The sequence below is a fragment of the Brevibacterium sp. R8603A2 genome (genome assembly GCF_023072605.1).
GTDB lineage: Bacteria > Actinomycetota > Actinomycetes > Actinomycetales > Brevibacteriaceae > Brevibacterium > Brevibacterium pityocampae.
Window position 1 is genome coordinate 1 of the sequence record NZ_JALLGN010000003.1, and the last position, 26,829, is coordinate 26,829.

General features: G+C 72.0%; 21 protein-coding genes and 2 pseudogenes. 15 read left to right on the forward strand and 8 right to left on the reverse strand.

What is annotated here, in order from left to right; translation table 11 throughout:
* A pseudogene (locus MTQ12_RS03550) lies at positions 1–119 on the forward strand (IS30 family transposase); the annotation flags it as partial.
* Positions 120–152: 33 nt separating this feature from the next.
* Here MTQ12_RS03550 and MTQ12_RS03555 read toward each other — a convergent pair.
* Positions 153–845, reverse strand: coding sequence for a GntR family transcriptional regulator (locus tag MTQ12_RS03555; RefSeq protein ID WP_247424005.1), 693 nt, complete (start codon positions 843–845; stop codon positions 153–155).
* A gap of 307 nt (positions 846–1,152) precedes the next feature.
* On the opposite strand from MTQ12_RS03555, the gene MTQ12_RS03560 reads away from it, so the two are divergent.
* The 6 genes and pseudogenes from MTQ12_RS03560 to MTQ12_RS03585 all read left to right on the forward strand — a co-directional run bounded on the left by MTQ12_RS03560 (position 1,153) and on the right by MTQ12_RS03585 (position 8,828).
* Entirely contained in the window at positions 1,153–2,340 is a 1,188-nt protein-coding gene (locus tag MTQ12_RS03560) for a CaiB/BaiF CoA-transferase family protein (protein ID WP_247424008.1), read from the forward strand.
* Positions 2,340–4,043, forward strand: coding sequence for a FumA C-terminus/TtdB family hydratase beta subunit (locus MTQ12_RS03565; protein WP_247424009.1), 1,704 nt, complete (start codon positions 2,340–2,342; stop codon positions 4,041–4,043). The genes MTQ12_RS03560 and MTQ12_RS03565 overlap by 1 nt, the downstream gene beginning before the upstream one ends.
* A 54-nt stretch (positions 4,044–4,097) precedes the next feature.
* Complete coding sequence (locus MTQ12_RS03570) at positions 4,098–5,246, forward strand: acyl-CoA dehydrogenase family protein (RefSeq protein WP_247424011.1); 1,149 nt, start codon at positions 4,098–4,100, stop codon at positions 5,244–5,246.
* A 320-nt stretch (positions 5,247–5,566) separates the two neighbouring features.
* Positions 5,567–6,094 carry a TM2 domain-containing protein gene (locus tag MTQ12_RS03575; RefSeq protein ID WP_247424013.1) on the forward strand — a complete coding sequence of 176 codons (528 nt, stop codon included), beginning with the start codon at positions 5,567–5,569 and terminating at the stop codon, positions 6,092–6,094.
* Between the two features lie 246 nt (positions 6,095–6,340).
* Positions 6,341–8,319: pseudogene (locus MTQ12_RS03580) on the forward strand (acetate--CoA ligase).
* Complete coding sequence (locus MTQ12_RS03585) at positions 8,316–8,828, forward strand: hypothetical protein (protein ID WP_247424015.1); 513 nt, start codon at positions 8,316–8,318, stop codon at positions 8,826–8,828. The pseudogene MTQ12_RS03580 and the gene MTQ12_RS03585 overlap by 4 nt, the downstream one beginning before the upstream one ends.
* Positions 8,829–8,946: 118 nt before the next feature.
* Here the strand turns inward: MTQ12_RS03585 and MTQ12_RS03590 are convergent, their stop codons facing one another.
* Positions 8,947–9,693, reverse strand: a complete 747-nt coding sequence (locus tag MTQ12_RS03590; RefSeq protein ID WP_247424017.1) for a sulfite exporter TauE/SafE family protein — start codon at positions 9,691–9,693, stop codon at positions 8,947–8,949.
* A gap of 211 nt (positions 9,694–9,904) precedes the next feature.
* Here MTQ12_RS03590 and MTQ12_RS03595 point away from each other — a divergent pair, with 211 nt between their 5' ends.
* Positions 9,905–10,324, forward strand: a complete 420-nt coding sequence (locus MTQ12_RS03595) for a hypothetical protein (RefSeq protein WP_247424020.1) — start codon at positions 9,905–9,907, stop codon at positions 10,322–10,324.
* Positions 10,325–10,469: 145 nt separating this feature from the next.
* The gene (locus MTQ12_RS03600) at positions 10,470–11,255 is read left to right on the forward strand and encodes a glucose 1-dehydrogenase (RefSeq protein WP_247424022.1); all 786 of its coding nucleotides are present in this window, start codon (positions 10,470–10,472) and stop codon (positions 11,253–11,255) included.
* A 145-nt stretch (positions 11,256–11,400) separates the two neighbouring features.
* On the opposite strand, the gene MTQ12_RS03605 is transcribed toward MTQ12_RS03600, so the two are convergent.
* Positions 11,401–12,618 carry an alpha-hydroxy acid oxidase gene (locus MTQ12_RS03605; protein ID WP_247424024.1) on the reverse strand — a complete coding sequence of 406 codons (1,218 nt, stop codon included), beginning with the start codon at positions 12,616–12,618 and terminating at the stop codon, positions 11,401–11,403.
* Between the two features lie 224 nt (positions 12,619–12,842).
* Between MTQ12_RS03605 and MTQ12_RS03610 the strand changes: the two genes are divergently transcribed.
* On the forward strand, positions 12,843–13,415 hold the full coding sequence (locus MTQ12_RS03610) for a dienelactone hydrolase family protein (protein WP_137318675.1): 573 nt from the start codon (positions 12,843–12,845) through the stop codon (positions 13,413–13,415).
* Positions 13,416–13,588: 173 nt separating this feature from the next.
* Here MTQ12_RS03610 and MTQ12_RS03615 read toward each other — a convergent pair whose 3' ends face one another.
* Genes MTQ12_RS03615 through MTQ12_RS03625 form a run of 3 tightly spaced genes read right to left on the reverse strand, consistent with a single transcriptional unit; the run spans position 13,589 to position 16,507 of the window.
* Positions 13,589–14,392: a 3-oxoacyl-ACP reductase gene (locus MTQ12_RS03615; protein ID WP_247424026.1), complete on the reverse strand. Its 804-nt coding sequence runs from the start codon at positions 14,390–14,392 to the stop codon at positions 13,589–13,591.
* 32 nt (positions 14,393–14,424) lie between these two features.
* Positions 14,425–15,765, reverse strand: a complete 1,341-nt coding sequence (locus tag MTQ12_RS03620) for a cytochrome c biogenesis CcdA family protein (RefSeq protein ID WP_247424028.1) — start codon at positions 15,763–15,765, stop codon at positions 14,425–14,427.
* A 10-nt stretch (positions 15,766–15,775) separates the two neighbouring features.
* On the reverse strand, positions 15,776–16,507 hold the full coding sequence (locus MTQ12_RS03625) for a thioredoxin domain-containing protein (protein WP_247424030.1): 732 nt from the start codon (positions 16,505–16,507) through the stop codon (positions 15,776–15,778).
* Between the two features lie 322 nt (positions 16,508–16,829).
* On the opposite strand from MTQ12_RS03625, the gene MTQ12_RS03630 reads away from it, so the two are divergent.
* The 5 genes from MTQ12_RS03630 (at position 16,830) to MTQ12_RS03650 (ending at position 24,404) form a co-directional block, all read left to right on the forward strand.
* On the forward strand, positions 16,830–17,855 hold the full coding sequence (locus MTQ12_RS03630) for a 3-oxoacyl-ACP synthase III (protein WP_247424033.1): 1,026 nt from the start codon (positions 16,830–16,832) through the stop codon (positions 17,853–17,855).
* On the forward strand, positions 17,852–20,773 hold the full coding sequence (locus tag MTQ12_RS03635) for an alpha/beta fold hydrolase (protein ID WP_247424036.1): 2,922 nt from the start codon (positions 17,852–17,854) through the stop codon (positions 20,771–20,773). The genes MTQ12_RS03630 and MTQ12_RS03635 overlap by 4 nt, the downstream gene beginning before the upstream one ends.
* 126 nt (positions 20,774–20,899) lie before the next feature.
* Positions 20,900–21,871: an NAD-dependent epimerase/dehydratase family protein gene (locus MTQ12_RS03640; protein WP_247424038.1), complete on the forward strand. Its 972-nt coding sequence runs from the start codon at positions 20,900–20,902 to the stop codon at positions 21,869–21,871.
* A 173-nt stretch (positions 21,872–22,044) separates the two neighbouring features.
* Positions 22,045–23,259, forward strand: coding sequence for an acyl-CoA dehydrogenase family protein (locus tag MTQ12_RS03645; protein WP_247424040.1), 1,215 nt, complete (start codon positions 22,045–22,047; stop codon positions 23,257–23,259).
* Entirely contained in the window at positions 23,256–24,404 is a 1,149-nt protein-coding gene (locus tag MTQ12_RS03650; RefSeq protein ID WP_247424042.1) for an acyl-CoA dehydrogenase family protein, read from the forward strand. The genes MTQ12_RS03645 and MTQ12_RS03650 overlap by 4 nt, the downstream gene beginning before the upstream one ends.
* Before the next feature lie 145 nt (positions 24,405–24,549).
* Here the strand turns inward: MTQ12_RS03650 and MTQ12_RS03655 are convergent, their stop codons facing one another.
* Together MTQ12_RS03655 and MTQ12_RS03660 are read right to left on the reverse strand one after the other, a co-directional pair.
* Entirely contained in the window at positions 24,550–26,112 is a 1,563-nt protein-coding gene (locus tag MTQ12_RS03655) for an AMP-binding protein (protein WP_247424044.1), read from the reverse strand.
* A gap of 157 nt (positions 26,113–26,269) precedes the next feature.
* Positions 26,270–26,806 carry a DUF1345 domain-containing protein gene (locus MTQ12_RS03660; protein ID WP_247424046.1) on the reverse strand — a complete coding sequence of 179 codons (537 nt, stop codon included), beginning with the start codon at positions 26,804–26,806 and terminating at the stop codon, positions 26,270–26,272.
* Positions 26,807–26,829: the final 23 nt, after the last annotated feature.

The following is a 26,829-nucleotide window of genomic DNA, read 5'->3' on the forward strand; positions in this document are numbered from 1 at the left end:
TCAGCCAGGCCGAGCTCGATGCTGTCGCCGCCGAGCTCAATGCCCGCCCCCGCAAGACTCTGAAATGGAAAACCCCAGCTCAAGCCCTGAACGAACACCTCGTTGCAACAACCCCTTGACACCAAGGTCAGAAACCTTCGGAAATTGCTGTTTCAGTCGACGTCGATGTCGAAGGGATCCTCGACGGGCCCGCCGGACACCTGCGCGGCGAGGCTGAGGAACCCGTGCGCGATGTGCTCGCTCACCGTGCGCGCGGCGGCGGCCGGATCCACGGCCCGCACCGCCTCGACGATCGCGAGGTGCTCGCCCTTGACGTCACTGAGCCGCTCGGCGCTGTCGAGCGTGAGATCCCAGGGGAAGGCGTGCCAGCGCGCCTCGATGTCGTCGCGCAGCCCGGGCAGCCCGCAGCGGTCGTAGAAGAAGAAGTGGAACTCCATGTTCTTCGCGTTCCGGGCCGCCGCATCGCCGGCCGCGGAGGCCTCGTCGAGCTCGTCGAGGAGGCGCTCGGCCGTGCGCAGCTCGTGCCTCGAGATCCGCGGGGTGGCGCGCTCCATGGCATAGGCCTCGGTGAGGCGCCGAGTGATGTAGAGCGCCTTGAGGTTCTCCATCCGCACACCGGCGACGCGCACACCGCGGTGTGCCTCCGAGGTCACCAGCCCTTCGGCCTCGAGGGCACGCAGGGCCTCGCGCACCGGGGTGATCGACGAGTCGAACCACTCGGCGACCTCGTCCTGGCGCAGCCGGGCACCCCGCTCGAGCTCGCGGGCGAGGATCCGGCGCCGCAGACCAGCGATGATGACATCGCGCTTCGTCGCAGCCGGGGCTGCACCTCGGGTTGCGGTCACCGGTGACCTCCGCAGGAAGAATGGATGATCGAGGACGGACGATATGAAACCCGCCCCGTGCGCGTGCGCACACCCCTCGATCCTACCCTTCGCTACCTCGTTTCGGTAGTTCTGAGACATCTGTCTTGGAATCATGCATCATCTGTGGAATCATGTCTTCAAGTGGGTCGGACCGTCTCGTCGTCTCGCAGGCGCGATCCGCGCCCCGGCGCCGCTCATCCGTGCACCGCACCACCGCCGGGCCGCGGGTCCGGCAGGGCACCGCATCCGGCCCAACCGCACCGCCGATCCTCATCGTGGAGGGATTATGACCACCGAGCTCCCGCTCGCAGGCATCACCGTCGTCAGCTGCGAACAGGCCGTCGCCGCCCCGTTCGCCACTCGCCAGCTCGCCGACCTCGGCGCCCGCGTCATCAAGATCGAGCGGCCCGGCGTCGGAGACTTCGCCCGCGGCTACGACACCACGGTGCACGGCCAGTCGAGCCACTTCGTATGGCTCAACCGGTCGAAGGAGAGCCTCGGCCTCGACCTCAAGGCCCCGGAGGCCGCCGGGATCATGGACGACCTCGCCCGCGAGGCCGACGTGTTCGTCCAGAACCTCGCCCCCGGTGCCGCCGAGCGCCTGGGCCTCGGAGCCGAGCGCCTGCGCGAGCTCAACCCGCGCCTCATCCACGTCTCCGTGTCCGGCTACGGCTCCGACGGCCCTTACCGCACCGCCAAGGCCTACGACGCGCTCGTGCAGTCCGAGGCCGGCCTCGTGTCCGTCACCGGGACGGAGGAGTTCCCGGCGAAGACAGGTATCTCCACCGCCGACATCTCCGCCGGCATGTATGCCTACTCCGGCATCCTCACCGCGCTCTACACCCGCGAGCGCACCGGTGAGGGCGCCGCGCTCGAGGTCAGCCTGTTCGACTCGCTCGTCGAGTGGATGGGCTTCCCGCTCTACTTCACCCGCTACGGCGGCTCGCGGCCGGTGAGGGCGGGCACCTCGCACGCGGCGATCGCCCCCTACGGCACGTTCGCGTGCGGCGACGGCGCCCAGGTCGTGCTCGCGATCCAGAACGAGCGCGAATGGCAGCGGTTCTGCGAGACCGTGCTCGGCCGCCCCGAGATCGCACTCGATCCGCGCTTCGACCGCGCCGCCCAGCGCTTCGCCCATCGCGAGGAGCTCGAGGCCGTGATCGACGAGGTGTTCGCCGGGTACACCGGGGACGAGTGCGAGAAGCTCCTCCTCGAAGCACAGGTCGCCCACGCCCGGCAGCGCGACATGTCCGAGGTCGCCGCGCACCCCCAGCTCGTCGACCGCGGCCGCTGGACCTCCATCGACACCCCGGCAGGACCGATCGAGGCGGTGCTGCCGCCGGTGACGATGTCCGGCGTCGAATACCGGATGGACCCGATCCCCGCCGTCGGCGAGCACAGCGACACGATCCTCGCCGGGATCGGCCGGACGCCCGAGCAGATCGCCGCCCTCCACGCCGAGGGCACGGTCTGATGAGCACCCCGACCGCCTCCTTCCGGTACTCGGAGATCCTGCCGACCGGGCCCGCCGAGGTGCCCATGCGGCGGCTGGACATCGACGGGGTGGGCATCGCCCGCGCCGAGGTGGCCGGCACCGAGCGCACATTCCTCACCATCGCCCCCCAGGTGTTCTCCGAGCTCGCCCGCACCGCCTTCACCGAGATCGCGCACTTCCTGCGGACCGACCACCTGGCGAGCCTGCGCCGCATCCTCGACGACCCGGAGTCGAGCGACAACGACCGCTATGTGGCCCTCGACCTGCTCAAGAACGCCGTCGTGTCCGCCGGCCGGGTGCTGCCGATGTGCCAGGACACCGGCACCGCGATCATCACCGCCAAGCGCGGTGCGGAGGTCCTCACCGACGGTGCGGATGCCGAGCACCTGAGCCGCGGGGTGCACGCCGCCTTCCGCGACCTCAACCTCCGCTACTCGCAGCTCGCTCCGCTCTCCCTGTTCGAGGAGACGAACACCGGCACCAACCTGCCGGCGCAGATCGACATCGGGCTCGACGCGCACGGCGGCTACGAGCTCCTGTTCATGGCCAAGGGCGGCGGCAGCGCGAACAAGTCCTTCCTCTACCAGGAGACGAAGGCGATCCTCGACGAGCAGCGTCTGCTCGACTTCCTCGCGGAGAAGATCTCCTCGCTCGGCACCGCGGCCTGCCCGCCGTACCACCTCGCGATCGTCATCGGCGGGACGACTGCGGAGGCCGCGCTCAAGACCGCGAAGCTCGCCAGCGCCCACGCCCTCGACACCCTGCCGGAGACCGGCGATGCCGCGACCGGCCACGGCATCCGCGACCGCGCCTTCGAGGAGAAGGTGCTGCGGCTGACGCAGACGCTCGGCTTCGGCGCGCAGTTCGGCGGCAAGCACTTCTGCCACGACGTCCGCGTCGTGCGGCTGCCGCGCCACAACGGCTCCCTGCCGGTGGCGATCGCGGTGAGCTGCTCGGCCGACCGCCAGCTCGTCGCCCGGATCGACGCCGACGGGGTATTCATCGAGGAGCTCGAGCACGACCCTGCCCGCTTCCTGCCGGCCGCCGGCACCGTGGAGGAGATCGAGTCCGGAGAGGTCACCCCGATCGACATCGACCGGCCGATGGACGCGATCCGCGCCGATCTCTCCGCCCGCGCAGTCGGCGACCGCCTGTCGCTCACCGGCACGATGATCGTCGCCCGCGACATCGCCCACGCCCGGCTCCGCGCGATGCTCGAGGCCGGCCAGGAGCTGCCCGCCTACTTCCGCGAGCACCCCGTGTACTACGCGGGCCCGGCGAAGACGCCCGAGGGCATGCCGAGCGGCTCCTTCGGCCCCACCACCGCGAGCCGGATGGACGCCTACGTGCGCGATTTCCAGGCAGCCGGCGCCTCGCTCGTCATGCTCGCCAAGGGCAACCGATCCGCCGAGGTCACCGAGGCCTGCCGCGAGCACGGCGGGTTCTACCTGGGATCCGTCGGCGGCCCGGCCGCCCGGCTCGCCGCGGAATGCATCACCGAGGTCGAGGTGCTCGACATGGCCGACCTCGGGATGGAGGCCGTGTGGCGCATCCGGGTCGAGGACTTCCCCGCCTTCGTCGTCGTCGACGACAAGGGCACCGACTTCTTCGCCCGCACCCGCGACGCCGGCCTGTCGCTCGGCCGCACCCGCACCGCGGCTCAGGACGGCACCCTGATCTGACCTCTGCACCACCGCCCAGACCGATTACCGAACCCCACCCCGTAAGGAGCTCCCATGACCATCAGCAGCGAAGAGACGATGATGATCACGACCGTCGCGGACTTCATCGACCGCGACGTCCGGCCCACCGTCAACGAGGTCGAGCACGCCAACGAGTACCCGACCCAGTGGATCGAGCAGATGAAGGAGATGGGAATCTTCGGGCTCGCGATCCCCGAGCCCTGGGGCTTCGGCAAGGTCTCCACCGAGGCCTACGTCCACATCACCCAGGAGCTCGCACGCGGCTGGATGTCGCTCGCCGGCGCGATGGGCGGCCACACCGTCGTCTCCAAGCTCATCCTCGAGTTCGGTACGGACGAGCAGAAGGAGAAGTACCTGCCGCGCATGGCCACCGGTGAGATCCGCGCGACCATGGCGCTCACCGAGCCCGGCGGCGGCTCCGACCTCCAGGCCATGCGCACCGTGGCGAAGAAGGACGGCGACGACTACGTCATCAACGGCACCAAGACCTGGATCACCAACGCGCGGAAGTCCGACCTCCTCGCGCTGCTGTGCAAGACCGACCCGGAGGCCGAGCCCCGTCACCGGGGCATCTCGATCATCCTCGTGGAGAAGGGCGAGGGCTTCAGCATCTCGCAGGACCTCCCCAAGCTCGGCTACAAGGGTGTGGAGAGCTGCGAGATCTCCTTCGACGGGCTGCGCCTGCCGCAGTCCCAGCTGCTCGGCAGCACCGAGGGCGTGGGCTTCAAGCAGATGATGAAGGGCCTGGAGATCGGCCGTATCCAGGTGGCCTCCCGCTCGCTCGGCGTGGCCCAGGCCGCGCTCGACGACGCGGTGAAGTACGCGCAGGAGCGCGAGTCGATGGGCAAGCCGATCTGGAAGCACCAGTCGGTGGGCAACCACCTGGCGACGATGGCGACGAAGCTCGAGGCCGCCCGCCAGCTCGTCCTCCACGCCGCCCGCACCTACGACTCCGGTGAGCGCGTGGACATGGAGGCCGGGATGGCGAAGTACTTCGCCTCGGAGATGGCCGCCGAGGTCGCGCTCGACGCGATCCGCGTGCACGGCGGCTACGGCTACTCGACGGAGTACGAGGTCGAGCGCTACTACCGCGACGCCCCGCTCATGATCGTCGGCGAGGGCACGAACGAGATCCAGCTCGGCGTCATCGCCAAGCAGCTCGTCAGCCGCAACAAGATCTGACACCCCCGCCCCTGCCAGACAGCAATATCCTGTGGTTCCTGAGAACGGATCCGCAGGATATTGCTGTCTCAACCAGGCGCCGGGCGGGCCCGCAGCCGGCGCCGACCCCGCGCCCACCTCGCACCTGGCGCGTGGCCCGGGTCCGCCAGGTCGACGCCCTGCCCGCGCCTCGCACCTCGCGCCCGGCCCCGTGATCCGAGCGGCTTCCCGCACCCCCGAGTAGGGGAAGCCCCAGTGCCCGCGCGCGGCGCACGGAGAAGAATCGAAGCACGAGGAACCGGGAGATCGCCCCGGATCCCCACCCGATTCGAGGAGCTCCGATGAACACCCCGACCTTCCCTCCCTCCGTCGACCCCCACCCCCGCGCCACCCCTCCCGCCGGAGCCGGCCCCGCCGGCCACGATGCCTTCGACGGCGACGCGGAGCGGATCCACACCATGTACACCGCCGGCGGGCCCGAGGGGCGCGTCACCCACCATCCGCTGCCGCAGACCCACCCGGGCGCCGGGTTCCAGCCCACCCCCGGGACGGTCGGCGCCCGGGACCACCACGGTCAGCGCTCGTTCCTCACCGCGGCACTCCTGTCGATCCTCGTCGGCAGCTTCGGCGTCGACCGGTTCTACCTGGGGAAGATCGGCACCGGCGTGCTCAAGCTCGTCACCCTCGGCGGCTTCGGCGTGTGGTGGATCATCGACGCGATCCTCCTGCTGACGAACAGCACCCGCGACGCCGAGGGCCGCGAGCTCCACGGCTACGCGGAGAACCGGACGATCGCCTTCGTCGTCGCCGGGGTGGTCGGCGGGCTCACGCTGCTCAACGGCTTCTGGTTCCCCGTCTTCCTGTTCTGACGCCCCGCCCCCGGCGCCACCGCCCGAGCGGCCCGTCCCGCAGCACTCCTCCCCAAGCACCCGGCACCGGCACCCCTCCCGAGGCGCCCTCCGGCATCCCCGCCGGCGGGCGCCTCGGCCTGTGTCCGATTCCACGACGCCGGGGTCGGGACTGCCGCATCGGTGTGATCGGGTCCACAATGGTGGGACGCAGGTACCGTCGCCGGCCGCGCCCCCACTGCTGCGGGCCCCACAGAAGGACGCACCATGACCCACCCCGGAACCCCGCGCGATCAGCAGCCCACCACCGGCGAGCAGGCACCCACCGGCGATCACCCGCCCGCCGACCCGTACACCCGGGCCGCCGCCCGCGCGGCCGAGGACCCGGAGGGCTTCTGGCTCGAAGCCGCCGGGCTCATCGACTGGACCACGCCGCCCACCCGCGCGCTCGACGACAGCCGCGCCCCGATCTACCGCTGGTTCCCCCCGACGGCGAGCTCAACGTCTGCTACAACGCGCTCGACCGCCACGTCATCGCCGGCCGCGGGGACGACGCCGCGCTCGTCTACGACTCCCCGGTCACCGACACCGTGCGCACCTACACCTACGCCGAGCTCACCGAGCTCACCGCACGCTTCGCCCGGGTGCTCGCGGACCGCGGGGTGGGCAAGGGCGACCGGGTGATCATCTACATGCCGATGATCCCCGAGGCGGTCATCAGCATGCTCGCCTGCGCGCGCCTCGGGGCCGTCCACTCGGTCGTGTTCGGCGGCTTCTCCGCCCACGAGCTCGCCGTCCGGATCGACGACACCGCCCCGAAGGCCGTGATCTCCACCTCGTGCGGGATCGAGCGCAGCCGGGTCATCGAGTACAAGCCGCTGCTCGACCGCGCGCTCGAGCTCGCCGAGGCGCGCCCGGAGTTCACCGTCATCGTCCAGCGCCCGCAGCACCCCTGCACGCTGGTCGAGGGCCGCGACCTCGACTACGCCGAGCTCATGGACGCCACCCCGGAGGGCGCGCCCTGCACCCCGGTCAAGGCGACCGACGAGCTCTACGTGCTCTACACCTCGGGCACGACCGGCAGGCCCAAGGGGATCGTGCGCGACTCCGGCGGGTACGCCACGGCGCTCGCCTGGTCCCTGCCGAACCTGTTCGACCTCCACCCCGGGGACACGATGTTCACCGCCTCGGACGTCGGCTGGGTCGTCGGGCACAGCTACATCGTCTACGCCCCGCTCATCGGTGGTGTCACCACGGTCCTGTTCGAGGGCAAGCCGATCGGCACCCCGGACGCCTCGACGTTCTTCCGCGTGGTCTCCGAGCATCGCGCGAACGTCTTCTTCGCAGCCCCGACCGCGATGCGCGTGATCCGCAAGGAGGACCCGGACGGCGCGTTCATGCAGCAGTACGACCTGTCGAGCGTCCGCGCCTGGTTCCTCGCCGGCGAGCGGCTCGACCCGGACACCTACGCCTGGACGACCGAGAAGCTCGCCGCAGCCACCGGCCGCGACATCCCGGTCATCGACAACTGGTGGCAGACGGAGACCGGCTGGCCGATCGCCACGAACCCGATCGGGCTGCACCGCTTCCCGCTCAAGGCCGGTTCGCCCACCAAGCCGGTGCCGGGGTACCAGGTGGAGATCGTCGATGCCGGCGGCGAACCCGTGCCGGCCGGGCAGGACGGCCTCGTCGTCATCCGCCTGCCGCTGCCACCGGGCACCATGGCTACGGTGTGGGGCGACGACGAGCGCTTCGTCTCCTCCTACCTCTCCGCGTTCGAGGGGTACTACCTCACCGGCGACGGCGGCTACCTCGACGAGGACGGCTACGTCTACGTCATGGGTCGCACGGACGACGTCATCAACGTCGCCGGGCACCGCCTGTCCACCGGCACCATGGAGGCCGCGATCGCAGCCCACCCGGCGGTCGCCGAGTGCGCGGTGATCGGCGTCCACGACGAGACGAAGGGCCAGGTGCCGCGCGCCTTCGTCGTGCTCGCCGACGGGGCGGACACCGATGCCGAGGCGCTCGCCGGGGAGCTCGTCACGCTCGTCCGCAGCGAGGTCGGCCCGGTCGCCGCCCTCAAGCGGGTCGACATCGTGCCCGCGCTGCCGAAGACCCGCTCCGGCAAGATCCTCCGCAAGACCATGCGAGAGATCGCCGACCACCGCTCCGACGTCGTCGTCCCCTCGACGATCGAGGATCCCGAGGTGCTCGAGCGCATGCGCGGGGCGCTCGAGGGGTGAGCGGCGCGCCGGGCGCACGCCGGGGTGACGACGATCGGCCCTCGGCGGATGCGACCGACCCGTTCGAGGTGACGAGCGCGTTCCCGGAGCCGGTGTCCTTCGCCGAGTTCCGACGCCCGCACCCGCCGGTCCCGTCGCCCGGGCCCGAGGCACCTGCCCCGGACCCCGGTCCGGTCGCCTCGGCATCCGAGGTGCTCTCTCCGGAGCCGGCCGCTGCGGCGGCCTCCGGGGGCCGGGCCGAGCCCGTGCTCCCGGACTTCTCCGCGCTGGCCCGGGAGCCGCGCATCCGGGAGTCGGCTCAGGACCCGGATCCCGCCTCGCCCGCGGTCGGGTCCGGTCGGAAGCCGGCGAAGGTCCCGCTCCGACACCCGGACGGCCGTCGGCACATCCCCCAAGCGGAACGGGACCGGCCGGGTGAGCGGAAGCTGTCGTTCGTCGAGTTCGTGATGTGGGCCGTGCTCGGGTCGATCATCGTCTTCATCCTGGAGCAGATCTTCGGGGTGCTCTGATCCATCGCGGCGACGGGTCGCCGCGCCGTTCCGCGGCAGCACCGCACCGCACCGTCCCGGAATCGCACCTCGGCGTGCCGCGACCGCACCGAGAGACAGATTCACCACAGATGACCGGTCAGAGCATGAGGATGCCGCGCACGAGCGCCACCGCACCGCCGGCACCGGCGAGCGTGATCGCGAGCCGCCGAGCGACGTGCGTCGGGACGCGCCGGGAGAGCCATCCGCCGATCCGGATCCCGAGGACCACGGTGACGACGATCGCCCCGAACAGCTGCCAGGGCGGCAGCTGATCGAAGGTCGTGGCCCCGACGGCGACCTTCGTCCCGACGGAGAAGATCCCCATCGTCATGAAGGTCGGCTGCATGGTGGCGGCGAAGGAGCGCTGGTCCCAGCGGGCGAACCGCGAGTAGATGACCATCGCAGGTGCGGCGACCCCGGCGCTCGTGTTGAGGAACCCGCCCACGAACCCCGCCGTCCCGGTGAGTGCCGGCGACTGCACGTGCGGCACCCGCGGCATCCCGAAGGTCAGGCCGAGGGCGAGCAGCACGACGCCACCGATGACGATGTTGAGCCAGGCGGCGTCGAGCTCGCGGACGAGGAGCGCGGCGGGGACCGCGCCGAGCAGCGCGGTGGGGGCGAAGATCAGGTAGCGCTTCCAGTCGACCTCACGGATGACGGCGAGCATGATGAGGAAGCCGGAGACGATCGTCGTCGCGTTCGTCATGAACACGCCGAGCGCCGGTCCCAGCAGCAGTGCGAGCACGGGAGCGACGACGAGCCCCACCCCGGTGCCGGACAGCCGCTGGAGCACCGCGCCGACGAGGATCGCGGCGAGCGCGATGAGGATGACGGGGGTGCTCACCGGCGGACCCCGCGACGGGGCAGGGGCCGGTTCCGGGCGGGCACCTCGGGCGTGGTCAGCATCGTCTCGCAGTCTAGCCGCGGCGTGCGCGCAGGTGGGTGGCGTGCGACCGGACGGCCACAGCACTTTCCGACATCGGAGCAGATCCGCGTGCAGCGCTCGGTCGATCGCTCGTAGCGTGGAACCGAGCGATCAGAGGAGGTCTGCCGCGATGAACGAGAAGAACGACGAATCGGATCCCTTCGAGGTCTCCACCTCGTTCCCGGAGCCGCCGTCCTTCGACTCCATCGGTCTCCCGGCCGCGGGGCCCGGACCGGTATTTCCGCCGAACACCGAAGCCGAGTCCTCGGTCCCCTCCGACGAGCCTGCTCCGGCTCCCGGCGGTGAGCCCGCGACCGTAGAGCCGCCACCACAATCCGACCCGACCGTCCGGCGAGGGCCCGGAGATGAGGAGCCGGGGCCCGATCCCGCTGATCCGACGACACCGGATCCGCCGCTGTCGTACTGGGATCGATGGTCGCGCGCGTTCGAGGCCAGCAGAACCGAGGCCAATCAGATCACCACCGCGTACACCTTCATGGGCCTGTTGCTCCTCTGGTTCATCCTGGGGGCCTTCGGGGTCTTCCGCTGAGGCCACCGGTCCGGCGCGAGCGGGACGAGCGAGGTGTGATGCGACAGACCTACCGGCCGGGAACACGCGGACCCGGGAATCGGTTCTCCCTGGTGGAGGGCGACACCACGGCCGCCCGATCCCGATTCTCGAGGAGTGATTCGACATGACCGATCGCTATGCAGGCAAGTCCATCATCATCACCGGTGCCGGATCCGGTCTGGGCCAGGCGGTCGCGGAGCGTCTCGCCGCCGAGGGCGCCCAGCTCGTCCTCGTCGACCTCAACGCCGAGGGGCTCGAAGCGACGAAGCAGCTCGTCCTCGACGCCGCCCCGCAGGTGCAGGTCGAGGTCATCACCGCAGACGTCACCCGCGAGGAGAACGTCAAGAAGTACGTCGACGCGACGGTGGCGAAGTTCGGCAAGATCGACGGCTTCTTCAACAACGCCGGCATCGAGGGCAAGCAGAACCTCACCGAGGACTTCGGCGCCGAGGAGTTCGCCAAGGTCATCGCCGTCAACCTCAACGGCGTGTTCCAGGGCATGGCCCACGTCCTCAAGCAGATGCGCGAGCAGGGCTTCGGCTCGATCGTCAACACCGCCTCCGTCGGCGGCATCCGCGGCGTCGGCAACCAGTCGGGCTACGCGGCCTCGAAGCACGGCGTCATCGGCCTCACCCGCAACTCCGCCCGCGAATACGGCCAGTTCGGCATCCGGATCAACGCGATCGCCCCGGGCGCGATCATGACCGCGATGGTCGAGAACTCGCTCAAGCAGATGGATCCCGACAACTGGGAGTCCGCCGGCGAGCAGTTCGTGTCGGTCAACCCGATGAAGCGCTTCGGCAAGCCGGAGGAGGTCGGCGGCCTGGTGAGCTTCCTCCTCAGCGAGGACGCCGGGTTCATCAACGGCACCGTCATCCCGATCGACGGCGGCCAGCACGCGATGTACTGAGTTCCACCGCGGGCTGAGGCCCGCAGCGGGAAGAATCCCGCGGCACTCCTCGCTGAGTGCCCCGGCGGCCGCCGACCCCTCACGGGTCGGCGGCCGTCGTCGTGGCTCAGGCGTTCAGGTGCCGGCGTCCCCCGCCGAGGCGCCCTCACCTCTCGATCCGGCGCACCATCTCCGGGGTGAGCTCGGACAGGTCCGCCGCCCCCATCAGCTGCATCGTCACCCGCATCTCCCGCTCGAGGATCTCGAGCACCTTGCGCACCCCGGCCTCACCGGCGGCCATGAGGCCGTAGAGATAGGCGCGGCCGATGAGCGCGAAGCCCGCCCCGAGCGCGAGCGCGGCGATGACATCGGATCCGGTCATGATCCCGGAGTCGAACATGATCTCGACGTCGTCCCCGGCGGCGGCCCGCACCTCGGGCAGGGCGTCGAGGGTGACCGGGGCCTTGTCGAGCTGCCGGCCGCCGTGGTTGGACACGATCAGGCCGTCGGCGCCGGTGTCGAGCGAGCGGCGGGCGTCGTCGGCGGTGAGCACGCCCTTGACGAACAGCCTCCCCGGCCAGATCTCCCGGATCCAGGCGAGGTCCTCGATGCTCAGCGTCGGGTCGAACATCCCGTTGATGAGCGAGGCGAGGTCCGAGGTGCTGCCCGACAGCGAGGCGAAGGTCAGCGGGTCCGTGGTGAGGAGGTCGAACCACCACTGCGGCCGGTACGAGGCGTCGAGCACCGTGCCGGCGGTGAGCTTGGGCGGCACCGTCATGCCGTTGCGGGTGTCGCGCAGCCGCAGGCCTGCGACCGCGGTGTCGACGGTGACGAGCAGGGTCTCGAAGCCGCTCGCCCACGCCCGCTCGATGAGCGCGCGGGACGCCTCGTGGTCGCGCCACAGGTAGAGCTGGAACCACTTCGTGGCCGCCGGGGCCGCGGCGGCGACGTCCTCGACGGACCGCGAGCCCATGGTCGACAGGGTGAAGGGCACGCCGGCGTGCTCGGCGGCGCGGACCCCGGCGACCTCGCCCTCCGTCTGCATCATCCGGGTGAACCCGGTGGGCGCGATCCCCACCGGCAGAGCGGACCGGCGGCCGGCGATCGTCGTCGACAGGTCGACCTCGGCGTTGCCGGCGAGGATCGCCGGGGTGAGCACGAGGTCGTCGAAGGCCGCGCGGTTGCCCTGGTGGGTGCGCTCGGCCCCGGCCGCCCCGTCGACGTAGTCGAAGGCCGCCCGCGGCGTGCGGCGGCGGGCGATCGCGCGGAGATCGGCGATGTCCCCGACCCGGCTCAGGCGTGCACGCCGACGGTTGAGGGTGAGATCGAACTGCAGGAGCGGGGCGAGCTCCTGCCAGCGCGGAAGGCGACGGGTGACGGCCATGATCCTCCGATGCGGCGGCGGTGGGCGCCGGCGGTGCCGACGCAGGCACCGGGCCGGGCGGCCCGGGCTGCGGCCCGCGACAGTGCGGACCTCCTCTCAGCCTACGACCCGGACGGCCCCGGTGCGCATCCCGCCTCCCGCGCCGGGTCCGCTCCTCGTCCGGGTCCTGCCGGACCGGGCCGACCGCCGTTGCGCGGGCCCGCGGCGTGGGCGAGGATGAGGCCATGACCACTGTCGTTCTCTTCCACTCCGCCGTCGGCCTCAACGACGGCATCCGCCTCATGGCGCGCGTCCTCACCGATGCGGGGCACACCGTCCATACCCCCGACTACTACGACGGGCACGTCTTCGAGACCACCGAACCGGGGATCGCCTACCGCGACGAGGTGGGCTTCCCGGAGCTCGCCCGGCGCGCTTCGGCGCTCATCGAGGAGCTCGAGGGGCCGCTCGTGTTCGGCGGGTTCTCGCTCGGCGCGGCGATGGCGCAGTCGATGGGCAAGCGCGACCCGCGCGCCGCGGGCTCCCTGCTGTTCCACGCCGGCGGGGTGCCGAAGCCCACGAGCTGGCAGCCCCACGTGCCGCTCGAGATCCACCACAGTGTCGGCGATCCGTGGATCGAGGAGGGCGCGCCGCAGCGGCTCATCCGCTCCGCCGCCGAATCCGGCGCCCAGACCGCGCACTACGTCTACCCGGGCAGCGGGCACCTGTTCGCCGACCCGACGAACCCGGAGTACGACGAGGCGAGCGCGGCCCTGATGTGGCGCCGCGTGCTCGCCTTCCTCGACGACCTGCGCTGACCGGACCGCGCGAGGCGGGACACGATCACCGGCGACACCCGGCAGGCAGGCGTCCGCCGGCCGCAGAACGCGGTTCCCCGGTCGATCCAGTGCGGTCGACGCCCGGAAACCGCACTGCGGTGACCCCGGAACCGGACGAACCGCACTGCGACGGCCCCGGAACAGCTCGCAGCTCAGTCCATGACGAGGCCGTTGTCGACCACGAGGTTCTGCCCCGTCACGGCCCGGGAGGAGGGCGAGGCGAAGAACGTGATCGCCGAGGCGAACTCCTCCGGCGTGGTGACGTGGCCCAGGGGCGTGCCGGCCGCGATCGCGTCGAACACCTCCGCCGGGGTGGCCGAGGAGGCGTCGGTGGTGCGCAGCAGCCCGCCGGACACCATGTTCACGCGCACCCCGGCCGGGCCGAGGTCCTTGGCGAAGGTGCGGGTGAGCGACAGCAGGGCCGCCTTCGCCGCGGTGTAGTCGTGGTAGGGCACGACGGGGTTCTGGAACAGGTTCGTGCCGACGTTGACCACCCGGCCCGAACCGATCTCGCGGAACCCGCTCATCGCACCCTGGATGACATTGAGCGCACCGCCCACCGTGCCGCGGTACTGCGCCTCGAGCGAGGCGTAGGAGATCTCGTCGGCGCCGTCGCGCTCGTCGCCGTTGAAGGAGAAGTCGACGAGCGCATTGTTGATCACCGTGGACACCGGCCGGTCGAACTCCGCGCGGGCGGCATCGAACATCGCCACGACGGCGCGGAAGTCGGTGACATCGGCCTCGACGGCGAGCGCCTGGCCGCCGCGGGCGCGGATCGCCTCGGCGAGCTCGTGCGCGGCATCGGCGCTGTGCCGGTAGTTGATGACGAGCGCGGCGCCCTCCTGGAAGAAGGCCTTGACGACCGCGGCCCCGAGTCCCCGGGCGCCGCCGGTGACGAGGACGACCTGCTCGGCGATCGGCAGAGCGCTGGTGGTGTGGGCGTGGGCGTTCATCATGGCGACTCCTCCGGTTCTCACTTCCGCCCTGCTCACAGCCTCGTGCGCAGGGTCACGTATCCTCTCGAGCCTACCCGGCCCGGGTCCCCGGCGGGGCCTGCGCGCACACCGACCGCGCAGGGGCCGGTGCGGGCACGGCGAACCGCTGACGGGGAGCCGGGTGGAAACCTGCGGGGAGCCGTCGCCGAGGCGCGGGCCGGCCCGTGCTCGCACGCGGGCCCGGTGGTGTCTGTCAGCGGCGGCGGCGCTCGGCGCGCAGCCGCTCGCGGCGCGAGGCGAACACGACCTCGGCGAGAGTCGTAAGCCGCACCGGGCTCTCCTTCGGTCTCGTCCTCACGAGCCGCACTGCCCGGCCCGCTCCGTGGAGCCGTCGCTGCGGCAGGTCCTCCCTGGCGGCTGCGCCGTGCCGCATCGGCCCAGGTCTCTCCGGCAGGGAAACCCAAGGCCCGGCCCGGGGCGGTGAGCGGGGTGAGGACGACGAACCACAGGATCACGAGGAGGGCCGCACCGATGAGCACGTTCGCCCAGGCCGGCAGCCCGAGCACGGTGGACTGCAGCCACGACGCGACGGTCATCGAGAGCACCTCGGGGACTCCGATGAGCCCGTTGGTCAGCATGAAGACGAGGCCGACGGCGATGAATACGAGGCCGCCGATCACCTGCGTGGAGTGGAACTCCCGGCCGCCCACGGTGATCGTGCGGCCGCGCAGCCAGCGCAGGCGGGAGGCGCCGAGCCGCTGCCACACCGTGGCGATGACGAGCATCGGAGCGGCGATCCCGAGGGCGTAGACGAACAGCAGGAGCAGACCGGATGCCGCGGTGCCGGCCGAGGCCGCCATGGTGAGGACCGCGCCGAGGATGGGCCCGGTGCAGAACCCGGCGACGCCCGAGACGATGCCGAGCACATAGGAGCTCAGCAGCCCCGGGACGCCCCCGGCCCGATCGGCTGATCCGGCGCCCCCGGCCCGGTCGGCGGGTTCGGCGCCTCCGGCGGTACCGGACCGCCCGGCGTCCCGGCGGGCACCCCGCGGACCGGCGCTCGCCGTCGCAGCACGCGCACCGCCGGGCAGGCGGGCGCCCAGGTCGAAGCCGATCCCGAGGATCTGGAGGATCCCGAGGACGACGAGCACGGCCCCGGAGACGAGGATGAGGGTCGAGCGGTGCTCGGTGAGCAGGCTGCCGATGAGACCGGCACCGGCTCCCATCGGCAGCAGGATCGTGAGCAGGCCGAGGAGGAAGATCCCGGTGCGCAGGAGGAGCCGGCCGGCGCCCGCGGTGGTGAACGCGAAGAACGCCGGGACGAGGAGCGCGCCGCACGGGCTGAGCAGGGCGAGCACGCCTCCGAGGAAGGCCGCGATGATGCCGATGGTCATCGGATCGACCTCAGCCCTCGGACGCCGGTTCGGACCCGGCACCCGAATCCTGACCCGATTCAGAGCCCCCGCCCGCCGGGTCGTAGGGCGCGGCCTCAGCGGCGAGCTCGATCGCGGCCTCGAACTCCTCGGCCGGCAGCGCCCCGGCCAGGGGCTGGCCGTTGATGAGGAAGCTCGGGGTGTTGAAGGCGCCGATCGAGCTCGCCTCCTCGACGTTCGCCTCGACCCAGGCGGAGGCCTCGGCGGATTCCATGTCCGCCCGGAAGGCCTCCTCGTCCAGGCCGAACTGCTCCGCCACCGCGACGAGCTCCTCCTCGGTGAGATCGGCCGGGCCCAGCTGCTCGCCGTCGCCGAACAGCGCACCGTGGTACTCGCGGTACATGCTCTGCCGACCCGCCGCCCAGGCCGCCCGCGCGGCGCGGTTCGAGTCCTCGCCGAAGAAGTCCATGTCCCGCCACTCGATGCGCAGGGTGCCGGCGTTGACGTACTGCTCGATGAGCGCGCTCTCCGTCGTCGCGGCGTTCTGCGCGCAGTACGGGCACTGGCCGTCGGAGTAGACGACCATCGCGACCGGCGCATCGACCTGTCCGAGCGCGTAGGGGTCCTCGGCATCGCGCCGCGCGGTCGACTCGATCCGCTGGACCTCGTCCGCCCGGGGCCCGGCCTCGGCCGTCGCAGCGGCCTCGCCTCCGGCGACCGGCGCCTGCTCCCCGCCGTCCTCGTCGATGGCGAGGATGCCCACGGTGATGAGGGCGATGATGACGATATTGACAGGAATCGCTCAGAACCAGAACAGCCGGGAGGAGGGATGCATGTGCTCGATCCGAGGTCGGGGACGAGCCCACTCCAGGCTACGCCCCCGCGTCCACGTCCGCCGCTGGGCCCGCGTCGCCGCCCTGCCTCCCGCCGCCGCATCCGGCCGGCGCGTGGTCCAGGTCACGTTCCGAGGCCCCTGATTCCGGCAGTGCCCATTGTCTCAACGAACGCCGTGTCCAGCATGTTCTCCGGGGTATTAGGATGAGGGAGGCTCGCACCCGACCATCACCTGCATCGAACGGACCCTCTTGAACGGCAACTCGACTTTCCGACATGACAACGTCGCCCTCCTCTCGATCACCGAGGTCACCGCACCGATCGAAGTGAAGTCCGAGGTCTTCGACGAGACCCTGGCGGACACCCTCGCGGAGCTCCGCCTCCCCAAGGGCCTCCTCCAGCGCGTCGCCGGCGTCCACGCCCGCCGCAACTGGGAGAAGCCCGGCGACTTCGCCACCGGCTCCGCCGAGGCCGGCCGCGCCGCCCTCGCGCAGGCCGGGATCTCCGCCGACCAGGTGGGTCTGATGATCAACGCCTCGGTCAGCCGCGAGAACCTCGAGCCCTCCGTCGCCACCCGCGTCCACCACGAGATGGGCCTCGGCCCTCAGGCGATGAACTTCGACATCACCAATGCCTGCCTGGGCTTCGTCAACGCGATGACCGTCGCCTCGACGATGATCGACTCCGGCCAGCTCGACTACGCCGTGGTCGTCGCCGCCGAGGACGCCCAGCGCGTGCAGCGGGCCACCGTCGAGCGGCTCGCCCGCCCGGGCGTCACCCGGCACGAGTACCTCAACGAGTTCGCCTCCCTGACCCTGGGCTGCGGCGCCGCCGCCGCGGTCCTCGGCCCGGCCGACCGCCACCCGGAGGGCCACCGCGTGCTCGGCGGGGTGACCCGCGGTGCGACCTGGAACCACGAGCTCTGCGTGGGCGGCTTCGACGGCATGTTCACCGACACCAAGGGGCTGCTCGACAACGGCATGGAACTCGTCACCTCCGCCTGGCACGAGGCGCTCGCCGACGGCTGGGACTGGCAGCGCATGGACCGCTACATCATGCACCAGATCTCCGACGTCCACATGAGGTCGGTGGCCACCGCCGCAGAGCTCGATCCCCAGCGCATCCCGAAGACCTACCCGCAGCTCGGCAACGTCGGCCCGGCCTCCCTGCCGATCACCCTGGCTCTCGAATCGGAGAAGCTCGAGCGCGGCGAGCGCGTGCTCTGCGTGGGCGTGGGCTCCGGCCTCAACACGGCGATGACGGAGATCGTCTGGTGAAGTTCGCTGCCGCACCCGCCGCCCTGCCCGGTCCGCTCCCCGAATGGGACCCGCAGTGGTCCCGGCTGGTGCGCGCGGACACCGTCGACGGCGAGCACACCTTCCACGTGCTCGACACCCTGCCCGCGCTCCGGGCCGCCGGACGCGAGCCCACCGGGACGATCCTCGCCCTCCACGGCAACCCCACGTGGTCCTACCTGTGGCGCCGCCTCGCCGCGGCGAGCCTGCGTTCGACGACCGGCCGCACCTGGCGCGTCATCGCCCCCGACCAGCTCGAGATGGGCTTCTCCGACCGGCTCGCACACGATGCGCTGCCGACCACCCACGGGCCCGGCTACCGCCGCATCGCCGAGCGCGTCACCGATTTCGACGCCGTCGTCCGCACCCTCCTCGCCGAGGTGCCCGCCACCGCCGCGGCCTCCGGTGCCGCGACTGAGCCCGCGACCCCATCGCCCACAGCCGGCTCCCCCGCCGCCGAGGCGCCCGCGCGGGAGGCCGGAACCGCGCCCGCCGGCGACCACCTGATCGTCACCATCGGCCACGACTGGGGTGGCGTCCTGTCGCTCACCTGGGCCGCCCGGCACCTCGATCTCGTCGATGCCGTGATCAGCCTCAACACCGCCGTGCACCAGCCCGAGGACGCGCCCCTGCCGGCGCCTCTCCAGGCTGCGCTCGCCGGGCCGATGCTGCCGACCTCGACGGTGCTCACGGACCTGTTCCTGCGGATCACGCTCGGCCTCGGCCAGGGCCCCATCCGCAAGGAGATCAAGGAGGCGTTCCGCGCCCCCTACCGGACCGCGGCCGACCGCCGCGGGATCGGCGCCTTCGTCGCCGACATCCCGGCGCAGGACACCCACCCGAGCCGCGCGGAGCTCGAGCGGCTCGGCGCGGACATCGCCGGCATCGACGTCCCCGCCCTCCTCATCTGGGGACCCAAGGACCCGGTGTTCCTCGAGCGCTACCTCCGCGACCTGCGCGGCCGCCTGCCGCACGCGGACATCCACCGCTTCGAGAAGGCCTCCCACCTCGTGTCTGAGGACGCCGACGTCGCCGGGCTCGCACTGCGCTGGCTCGAGAACCGCTTCCCCGCCGCCGAGACGCCGGCCGCGGATCCGACGCACGCCGCTTCCGGAGCCGCTGCCGGCACTCATGCCGCCTCCGGAGCCGCGGCAGAGTCCCCCGCCGCCGGCTCCCCGGACACGGAAGCCCCCGGCACCGGGGCTCCCACCGCCGCTCAGTCCTCCACCGACTCGCCGCTGATGTTCGACGCGCTCCTCGCCCGCGCCGGCGACCGCTCGATCGCGAGCGTCGACATGTCCCAGCAGCCGCCGCAGTCGGTCACCTGGGCCCAACTCGCCGCCGTGGTCGACGGGATCGCCCACGGCCTGCGCGACCTCGGGCTGCACCCCGGCGACCGGGTCTCCCTGCTCGTGCAGCCGGGCAACAACCTCACCGCCGCGCTCTACGCCGTGCTCCGTGCCGGCGGCGTCGCTGTCGTCGCCGATGCCGGGCTCGGCGTCGCCGGGATGACCCGCGCGATCAAGGCCGCCGACCCCCAGTGGATCATCGGCCAGGTCCCCGGCCTCACGCTCGCCCGCACCGCTGGCTGGCCCGGGCGCCGGATCTCCGTCAGCCCGCTCGACGCCCTCGAACGGACCGCGCTCGGTGTGGAGACGAGCATCACCGAGCTGTCCCGCACCGTCCCGAGCGCCCCGCTGGCCCGCCCGGACGCCGACGACGACGCCGCGATCCTCTACACCTCCGGCTCGACCGGCCCCGCCAAGGGCGTGCGCTACACCCATGCGCGGCTCGGGGCGCTCGGCCGGAAGCTCGCCGACCACCTCGGCGTGGAGCCCGGCTCCGGACTGGTCGCAGGATTCCCGCCGTTCGCGCTGCTCGGACCCGGGATCGGCGCCACGAGCGTCACCCCGGACATGTCGGTGACGAAGCCGCGCACGCTCACCGCCACCGCGCTCGCCGACGCGATCCTCACCGGCGACTGCACGATGGTCTTCGCCTCCCCGGCCGCGTACCGCAACGTGTGCGCGACCGCCGGCGAGCTCAGCGCGGAGCAGCGCGGCGCCTGCGCCTCCGTTGAGCTCGTGCTGTCGGCCGGCGCCCCGGTGCCGCTGCGCCTCATGGACGCGCTCGCCGAGCTGTTCCCGAACGCCGCGATCCACTCCCCCTACGGCATGACCGAGGGCCTGCTGCTCACCGACATCGACCGCCACGGGGTCGCTGCCGCCGCGGCGCAGTCACGCGACCACGGCGTCTGCGTAGGCACCCCGGTGCCGGGCGTGTCGCTCGCGCTCGCCCCGATCGACGCCGCGGGCCGGTCCTCCTCGACCCTGCTCACCGGGGCCGAGGCCGTCGACGTGCTCGGTGAGTTCGTCGTCTCCGCGCCCCACGCCAAGGCCGGATACGACCGGCTGTGGCTCACCGATGCGGACTCCAAGCGCGACGAGCTCGACGGCCGCATGTGGCACCGCACCAACGACATCGGGCACATCGACCCGGAGGGCCGGGTGTGGCTCGAGGGCCGCCTCCAGCACCTCCTCACCACCGCGGACGGCCCGCTCGGCCCCGGCGGCATCGAGGCGGTCGTCGACGAGGTGCCCGGCGTGCTGCGCTCCGCGGTCGTCGGGGTCGGCCCGCGCGGCACCCAGGCCGTGGTCGTCGTCGTCGAACCCGACGCCGAGGCACCCGCCGGCGCCCGGCAGAAGCCCGGCCTCGCCGACCTCGAGCTCACGGACGCGGTGCGCACAGCGGTCGCCGGCCACTTCGCCGCCGACATCGCCGCCGTCCTCATCAGCCCCACCTTCCCCACCGACATCCGCCACAACTCGAAGATCAACCGGGAGCGCCTGGCCGGGTGGGCCGACGCCGTGCTGCGCGGCGAGCCCGTCGGCAAGCCCTGAGCCGGCGGTAAGACCCTGAACCGGCGGACAGGCCCTGAGCCCGCCCGCCGCACCCGTGCCGGCCGGCGGACCCCGGTCCCGCCGGCCGGACCCGACCCCCGATCCCGCGAGCCGCAGGAGGCACCCATGAACGTACTCGTCACCGGCGCATCGGGCCTGCTCGGCTCCTCGGTCGCCGCTGCCCTCATCGCCGCAGGCCACACGGTCACCACGCTGCAGCGGCGCGCCTCCGGCGTGCCCGGAGCCCGGGACGTGCTCGGCAGCGTGGGCGATCCCGCACTCGTCGAGCAGGCGATGGCCGGGCAGGACGCGGTGATCCACCTCGCGGCCAAGGTCGCGATGACCGGGGACCCCGCGGCCTTCGAGGCCGTGAATATCGAGGGCACCCGCACCGTGCTCGCCACCGCGCAGGCCGCCGGCGTCTCCCGCTTCGTCCACATCTCCTCGCCGTCGGTCGCCCACGCCGGCGACTCGCTCGTCGGCGAGCCCGCCGGTCCCGCCGACCCCGCGCACGCGCGCGGGGAGTACGCGCGCACCAAGGCCCAGGGCGAGCTCCTCGCGCTCGCCGCGGATTCCCCGAGCTTCCCCGTCCTCGTGCTGCGCCCCCACCTCATGTGGGGCCCGGGCGACACCCAGCTCACCGAGCGGATCATCGACCGCGCCCGGGCGGGCCGGATGCCGATCCTCGGCAGCGGTGCCGCGCTCGTCGACACCCTCTACTCGACGAACGCCGTCGAGGCGATCCTCGCCGCGCTCTTCGCCGTCACCCGCACCCACGGGGAGGCGCTCGTCGTGACGAACGGACAGCCCCGGCCGATCGGCGAATTCATCACCCGGATGGCCATCGCCGGCGGCGCCCCGGCACCCGGCCTGCGGATCCCGGTGGCCCCCGCGCTCGTCGCCGGCGCGGCGGTGGAGCGGGTCTGGGAGCTCGGCGAGCACGACGACGAGCCGCCGCTCACCCGCTTCCTCGCCGAGCAGCTGTCGACCGCGCACTGGTTCGACCAGCGCCGCACCCGCGAGGTCCTCGACTGGACGCCGCGGGTGGGCATCGCCGAGGGCATGGCCGCGCTCGCCCGGCACTACGGCGGGACCTGAGCTCGACCCTGAGCAGACAGGCCGACCCGGCGCTGTGACCAGGGGCGCGAGCACCGAAGTCGCGGAATCCGGTCGCCCGGGCCCCCTTTCAGGTCACCCGAACGATCGCTAGGATGACGGAGATGTCCGAGCCCGGTGCCCGGACGCGATCGACCGGACGACGGAGTTCACCCATGTCACCCGCACCGCAATCGGCGAGCACGCTCGCCGCCGACACCCGCGCCCTGCTCGCGGCGCACCCGCCGGAGGAGATCCGCACCGAGGAGGACCGCTTCGCCTTCCTCGAGGCGCGCTACGACGCCGACCTCGCCGCCGTCCACTACCCGCCCGGCTACGGTGGGCGCGGCCTGCCGCGCGAGCAGCAGGGCGAGGTCGATGCGATCCTCGCCGCGGCCGGCGCCCCGGACAACCGCCCCGCCCACATCATCGTCAACCTCGGCATGGCCGGCCCCACGATCCTCGGCGCCGGGACCACGGAGCAGAAGGACCGCTTCATGCGGCGCCTGTGGACCGGTCGCGACCGCTGGTGCCAGCTGTTCAGCGAGCCCGGTGCCGGCTCCGACCTCGCCGGGCTGGCCACCCGGGCCGTGCGCGACGGCGACGACTGGGTGGTGTCGGGGCAGAAGGTGTGGACGACGCTCGCGCACCTCGCCGATTTCGCGATCCTGCTCGCCCGCACCGACCCGAACGTGCCCAAGCACCGGGGCATCACCTACTTCCTCCTCGACATGCGCACGGCCGGGGTGACGGTGCAGCCGCTGCGCCAGATCACCGGCGAGGCGGAGTTCAACGAGGTGTTCCTCGACGAGGTCCGCATCCCCGACTCGATGCGGCTGGGCGCGGAGGGCGAGGGCTGGGCGCTCGCCAACCTCACCCTGTCGAACGAGCGCTCCGGCTCGATGAAGCGCCCCGAGCGGGAGGGCGGCCCGATCCGCACCCTGCTCGACACCTGGCGCGCGTCCCCGATCGAGGAGCGCGACCCCGCCTACCGGGACTCGATCGCCCGCGCCTGGGTGCGGGCCGAGGCGGTGCGCCTGGCGGGCATCGCGATCCAGCGCGCGATGGCCCAGGGCGATCCCACTCCGGAGGCGAGCGCGCTCAAGCTCGCGAGCGCGGAGACGAACAAGGCGATCGCCTCGCTCGCGCTCGAGACCGCGGAGGCCGGCGGGCTCCTCCACCCCGAGGGCTACGACTTCTACCAGCCGGACTTCATGTCCGTCGACATCACCGGCCGCCCGGCCGGCTACGCCTATCTGCGCACCCGCGCGAACTCGATCGAGGGCGGCACCTCCGAGGTGCTCAAGAACATCATCGCGGAGCGCATCCTGCGGCTGCCGCGCGAACCGCGCACCGACACCCAGGTGCCCTTCACGGAGGTCCCCCGATGACGGACACCGATACGAGCCCCGCCCCCGAGGCGGACACCGCACCCCGGCCGGACACCGCACCCCGGCCGGACGTCGGATCCCGGCCGGACACCGCCCCGGAGGCGGACGCCGCACCCGATCCCGCGCTCGCCGGGGAGCTCGCCGCCGGCCTGCAGGCGGGGGTGCGCGGCCTCGGCGGCATCGACGCGGTGCGCGACGGCCTCGACGACCTCGCCCCGATCCGCCGGGCGCACCGGGAGATGATGGACTCGATGGGCCTCGGTGGTGTGCTCTCCGAGGAGGAGCACGGCGGCCTGGGCGCCGGGATGGCGGCGATCGCCGCGCTCGGCCGGGCCGCCGGCGCGGTGCCCGCCGCGGACCTCCTCGGCCCCTACGTCAGCGCCCCGGTGGCCTTCGGGATGCTCGCCGTCGGCCACCCGGACCCGGAGATCCGCACGCTCGCCGCGGACACGCTGGCGCAGATGGCCGAGGGCACGACGTGCGTGGGCACCGCCACCGGCGGCCTGCTCTTCGACGCCGAGCTCTGCGATCAGGTGCTCGTCCACCAGGACGATCTCATCCACCTCGTGCCGCGCACCGCGCTCGAGCTCACCGCGCTGCCCGCCCTCGACCCGACCCGCACCCTCCACCGGATCGAGGAGACCTCGGTGCCCGGCGCGGGGACGATCGTCGCCGACGGCGACATGGCCGCGGAGATCGTCGGCGCGTCGATCGTCGCCGGCCGGGTGTACCTCGCCGCCGAGCTCGAGGGCATCGCGCGGGCCGTGCTCGCGGAGACGGTGACCTTCCTCGGGGAGCGGATCGCGTTCGGCCGGCCGCTCGGCTCCTTCCAGGCGCTCAAGCACCGGCTCGCGGAGATGTGGTCGGAGGTCTCGCTCATCGGCCCGCTCGTCGACGAGGCGGCGCTCCTCCTCGACACCGGGGACGACCCGACGGAGGCGACGATCTATGCGGCGGCCGCGCTGTCGTTCGCCGCGGACACCGCCACCCGGGTGTGCGAACAGGCGCTCCAGCTCCACGGCGGGATCGGCTACACCTGGGAGAGCCCCGTGCACATCTGGCTCAAGCGCGCGGCGGCGGACCGGGTGCGCCTCGGCACGCCCCACACGCTGCGCGCCGAGCTCGCCGCCCTCACCGACATCTGAGGCCGGCCGGGCGCCACCTCGCCACCCCCGGCGCTGCGCACCTCGGCGACCGCGCCCGCCCCCCCCACACGTCGAGTGGTCAGAGATCCTCGATTACCCGTGAGTATTCAAGGATCTCCGACCACTCGATGGAGCCGGCGGGGCCCTACTTCCCGTACTCGTCGCGGAGCTTGTGCTTGAGCAGCTTGCCGGAGGCATTACGGGGCAGCTCGGGCACGACCTCGAGGCGCGTCGGCTTCTTGAACGAGGCGAGCCGGTCGGACAGGAAGTCCTGGATCTCCTCGAGCGTCGGCGGGTCGGCGGGGTCGGCGGGCACGACGATCGCCACCGGCGTCTCCACCCACTTCTCGTCCGGGGCGCCCACGACGGAGGCGTCGGCGACCTTGGGATGGGCGGCCACCGCGTGCTCGACCTCGATCGAGGAGATGTTCTCGCCGCCGGAGATGATGAGGTCCTTCGCGCGGTCGACGACGTACATGAAGCCCTCCTCGTCGCGCTTGACGAGGTCGCCGGAGTGGAACCAGCCGTCGTGCGTGGCCGCCTCGGTCTCCGCCTCCTTGTTCCAGTAGCCGGCCATGAGGCCCGGCCCGCGGTAGACGACCTCGCCCATCTCGCCCTCGGCGACGTCGTCGCCCTCGGCGTTGACGACGCGCACCGCCACCGGCCCGACGGCCTTGCCGATCGATCCCATCTTGCGGATCGAGTCGTGGTCGTGGAGCTGCGCGGTCACCGGGGACATCTCGGTCTGGCCGAACGCCGCACTGATCGTGGCGTTCGGGAAGGTGTCGGCCATGAGCTGCAGGGTCTGCTTGGACGCCGGCGAGGCGCCCCAGGACAGGGTCTGCAGCGGCAGGTCGCGCTCCTTGATCCCCGGCAGGGAGCACAGGGACTGCCAGATCGTCGGGACGAGGAACATCGAGGTCACCTGCTCGCGCTCGATCATGTCCGCGAGCGCCGGGATGTTCGTGAGCACCTGCGGGGGCGCGAGCACGATCCGCATCCCGGTGAAGAACGCCGGGGTGAGGAAGCCGACGGCGGCGATGTGGAACAGCGGCACGACGACGAGGTTCGCCTCGGGGACCTCGGTGGGCGGCTGCGCGGAGCGCAGGATCGGGATCATCTGGCTGGCGAGGTTGAGGTAGCTCAGCATGACGCCCTTGGGCGCGGCCGTGGTGCCGGAGGTGTACATGATCATCGCGATCGAGTTCTCGTCGACGTCGACCGGCTCCGCTTCGCCGCCGGCGGCGAGGATGCCCGGCACGTCCTCGTCGAAGGAGATGATGTCGATCCCCGGTGCCGCACCGCCATCGGCGCCGATGCCCGCGACCGTCTTCGCCCCGAACCCGTCGACGAACATCGCCCGCGCGCCGGAGTCCTCGATGAAGTAGGCGACCTCGCGCGGCACCGAGCGGATGTTGAGCGGCACGGTGATCGCGCCGATCGTGTTGATCGCGACCATCGCGGCGATGTACTCCGCGCGGTTGAGGGCGAGGATGAGCACCCGGTCTCCGGGCTGCACGCCGCGCCGCTGGAGGTCGGCGGCGAGCGCCTGCACCTGGGCGCGCAGCTCGCCCCAGGTCACATGGCCCGCGTCCGAGGTGATGATGACCTCTTTGGGCCGATCGATCGCATGGAGCTCGAGCATGTTCATCCAGTGGAGCCGGCGGGAGAGGAACGGCTGGCGGTTCGGAACGGCGGGAATGGTCACGGTGGCGCCTTTCTGCAGGTCATCGCTGCACATGTCGGTGCTGCACATCGTCGTGCGGACACAGCACTGTGTCGTACCTCACAGCCTAGGGCAGAGTGCGTGATCGAGCGTTCGAAATTCGGTAAAAATCTGGCAACGACCAGGCGCGCCGCGCGCTCTACTTCGTCAGTCCGCCGAACAGCAGCGAGACCGTCATCGCGACGATGACGGTGTTGAAGACGAAGGCGAGCACGGTGTGCTCGCGGGCGGCCCGCCAGCCTGTGCGGGTGCGGATCCGGGCGCCGAGGGTCGAGGCCATCGTCGACATCATGAAGGCCATGGTGAGGTAGTCGCCGAACACCGGCGGCTCGAGCTGGTCGAAGTCGATCCGCTCCCCGCCGGAGTGCTGGCGCAGGTACCGCAGGGCATAGGAGTAGACCATGGCGAACCACGAGGCGGCGACCGTCGCCATGCCGAGGAGGATGAAGAGCGGCTCGGAGCGGAACATCTCCGTCCGGGCCAGGCTGACCGTGAGGACGGCGGCCACGATCGCGCCCGCCACCGTCCAGGAACCGGCGCCGCCGTAGCCGAACATCTTCGACATCAGCGAGGGTCGGTGCCGGCTCTGGACCGCGGCGATGCGCACGAGCTCGGGGCGGGGCGTGCGCGCGTAGACCACGTGGGTCCACGCGATGTAGCAGAGCACGAAGAGCACCCCGTGCGGTCGTCAAAGTAGCC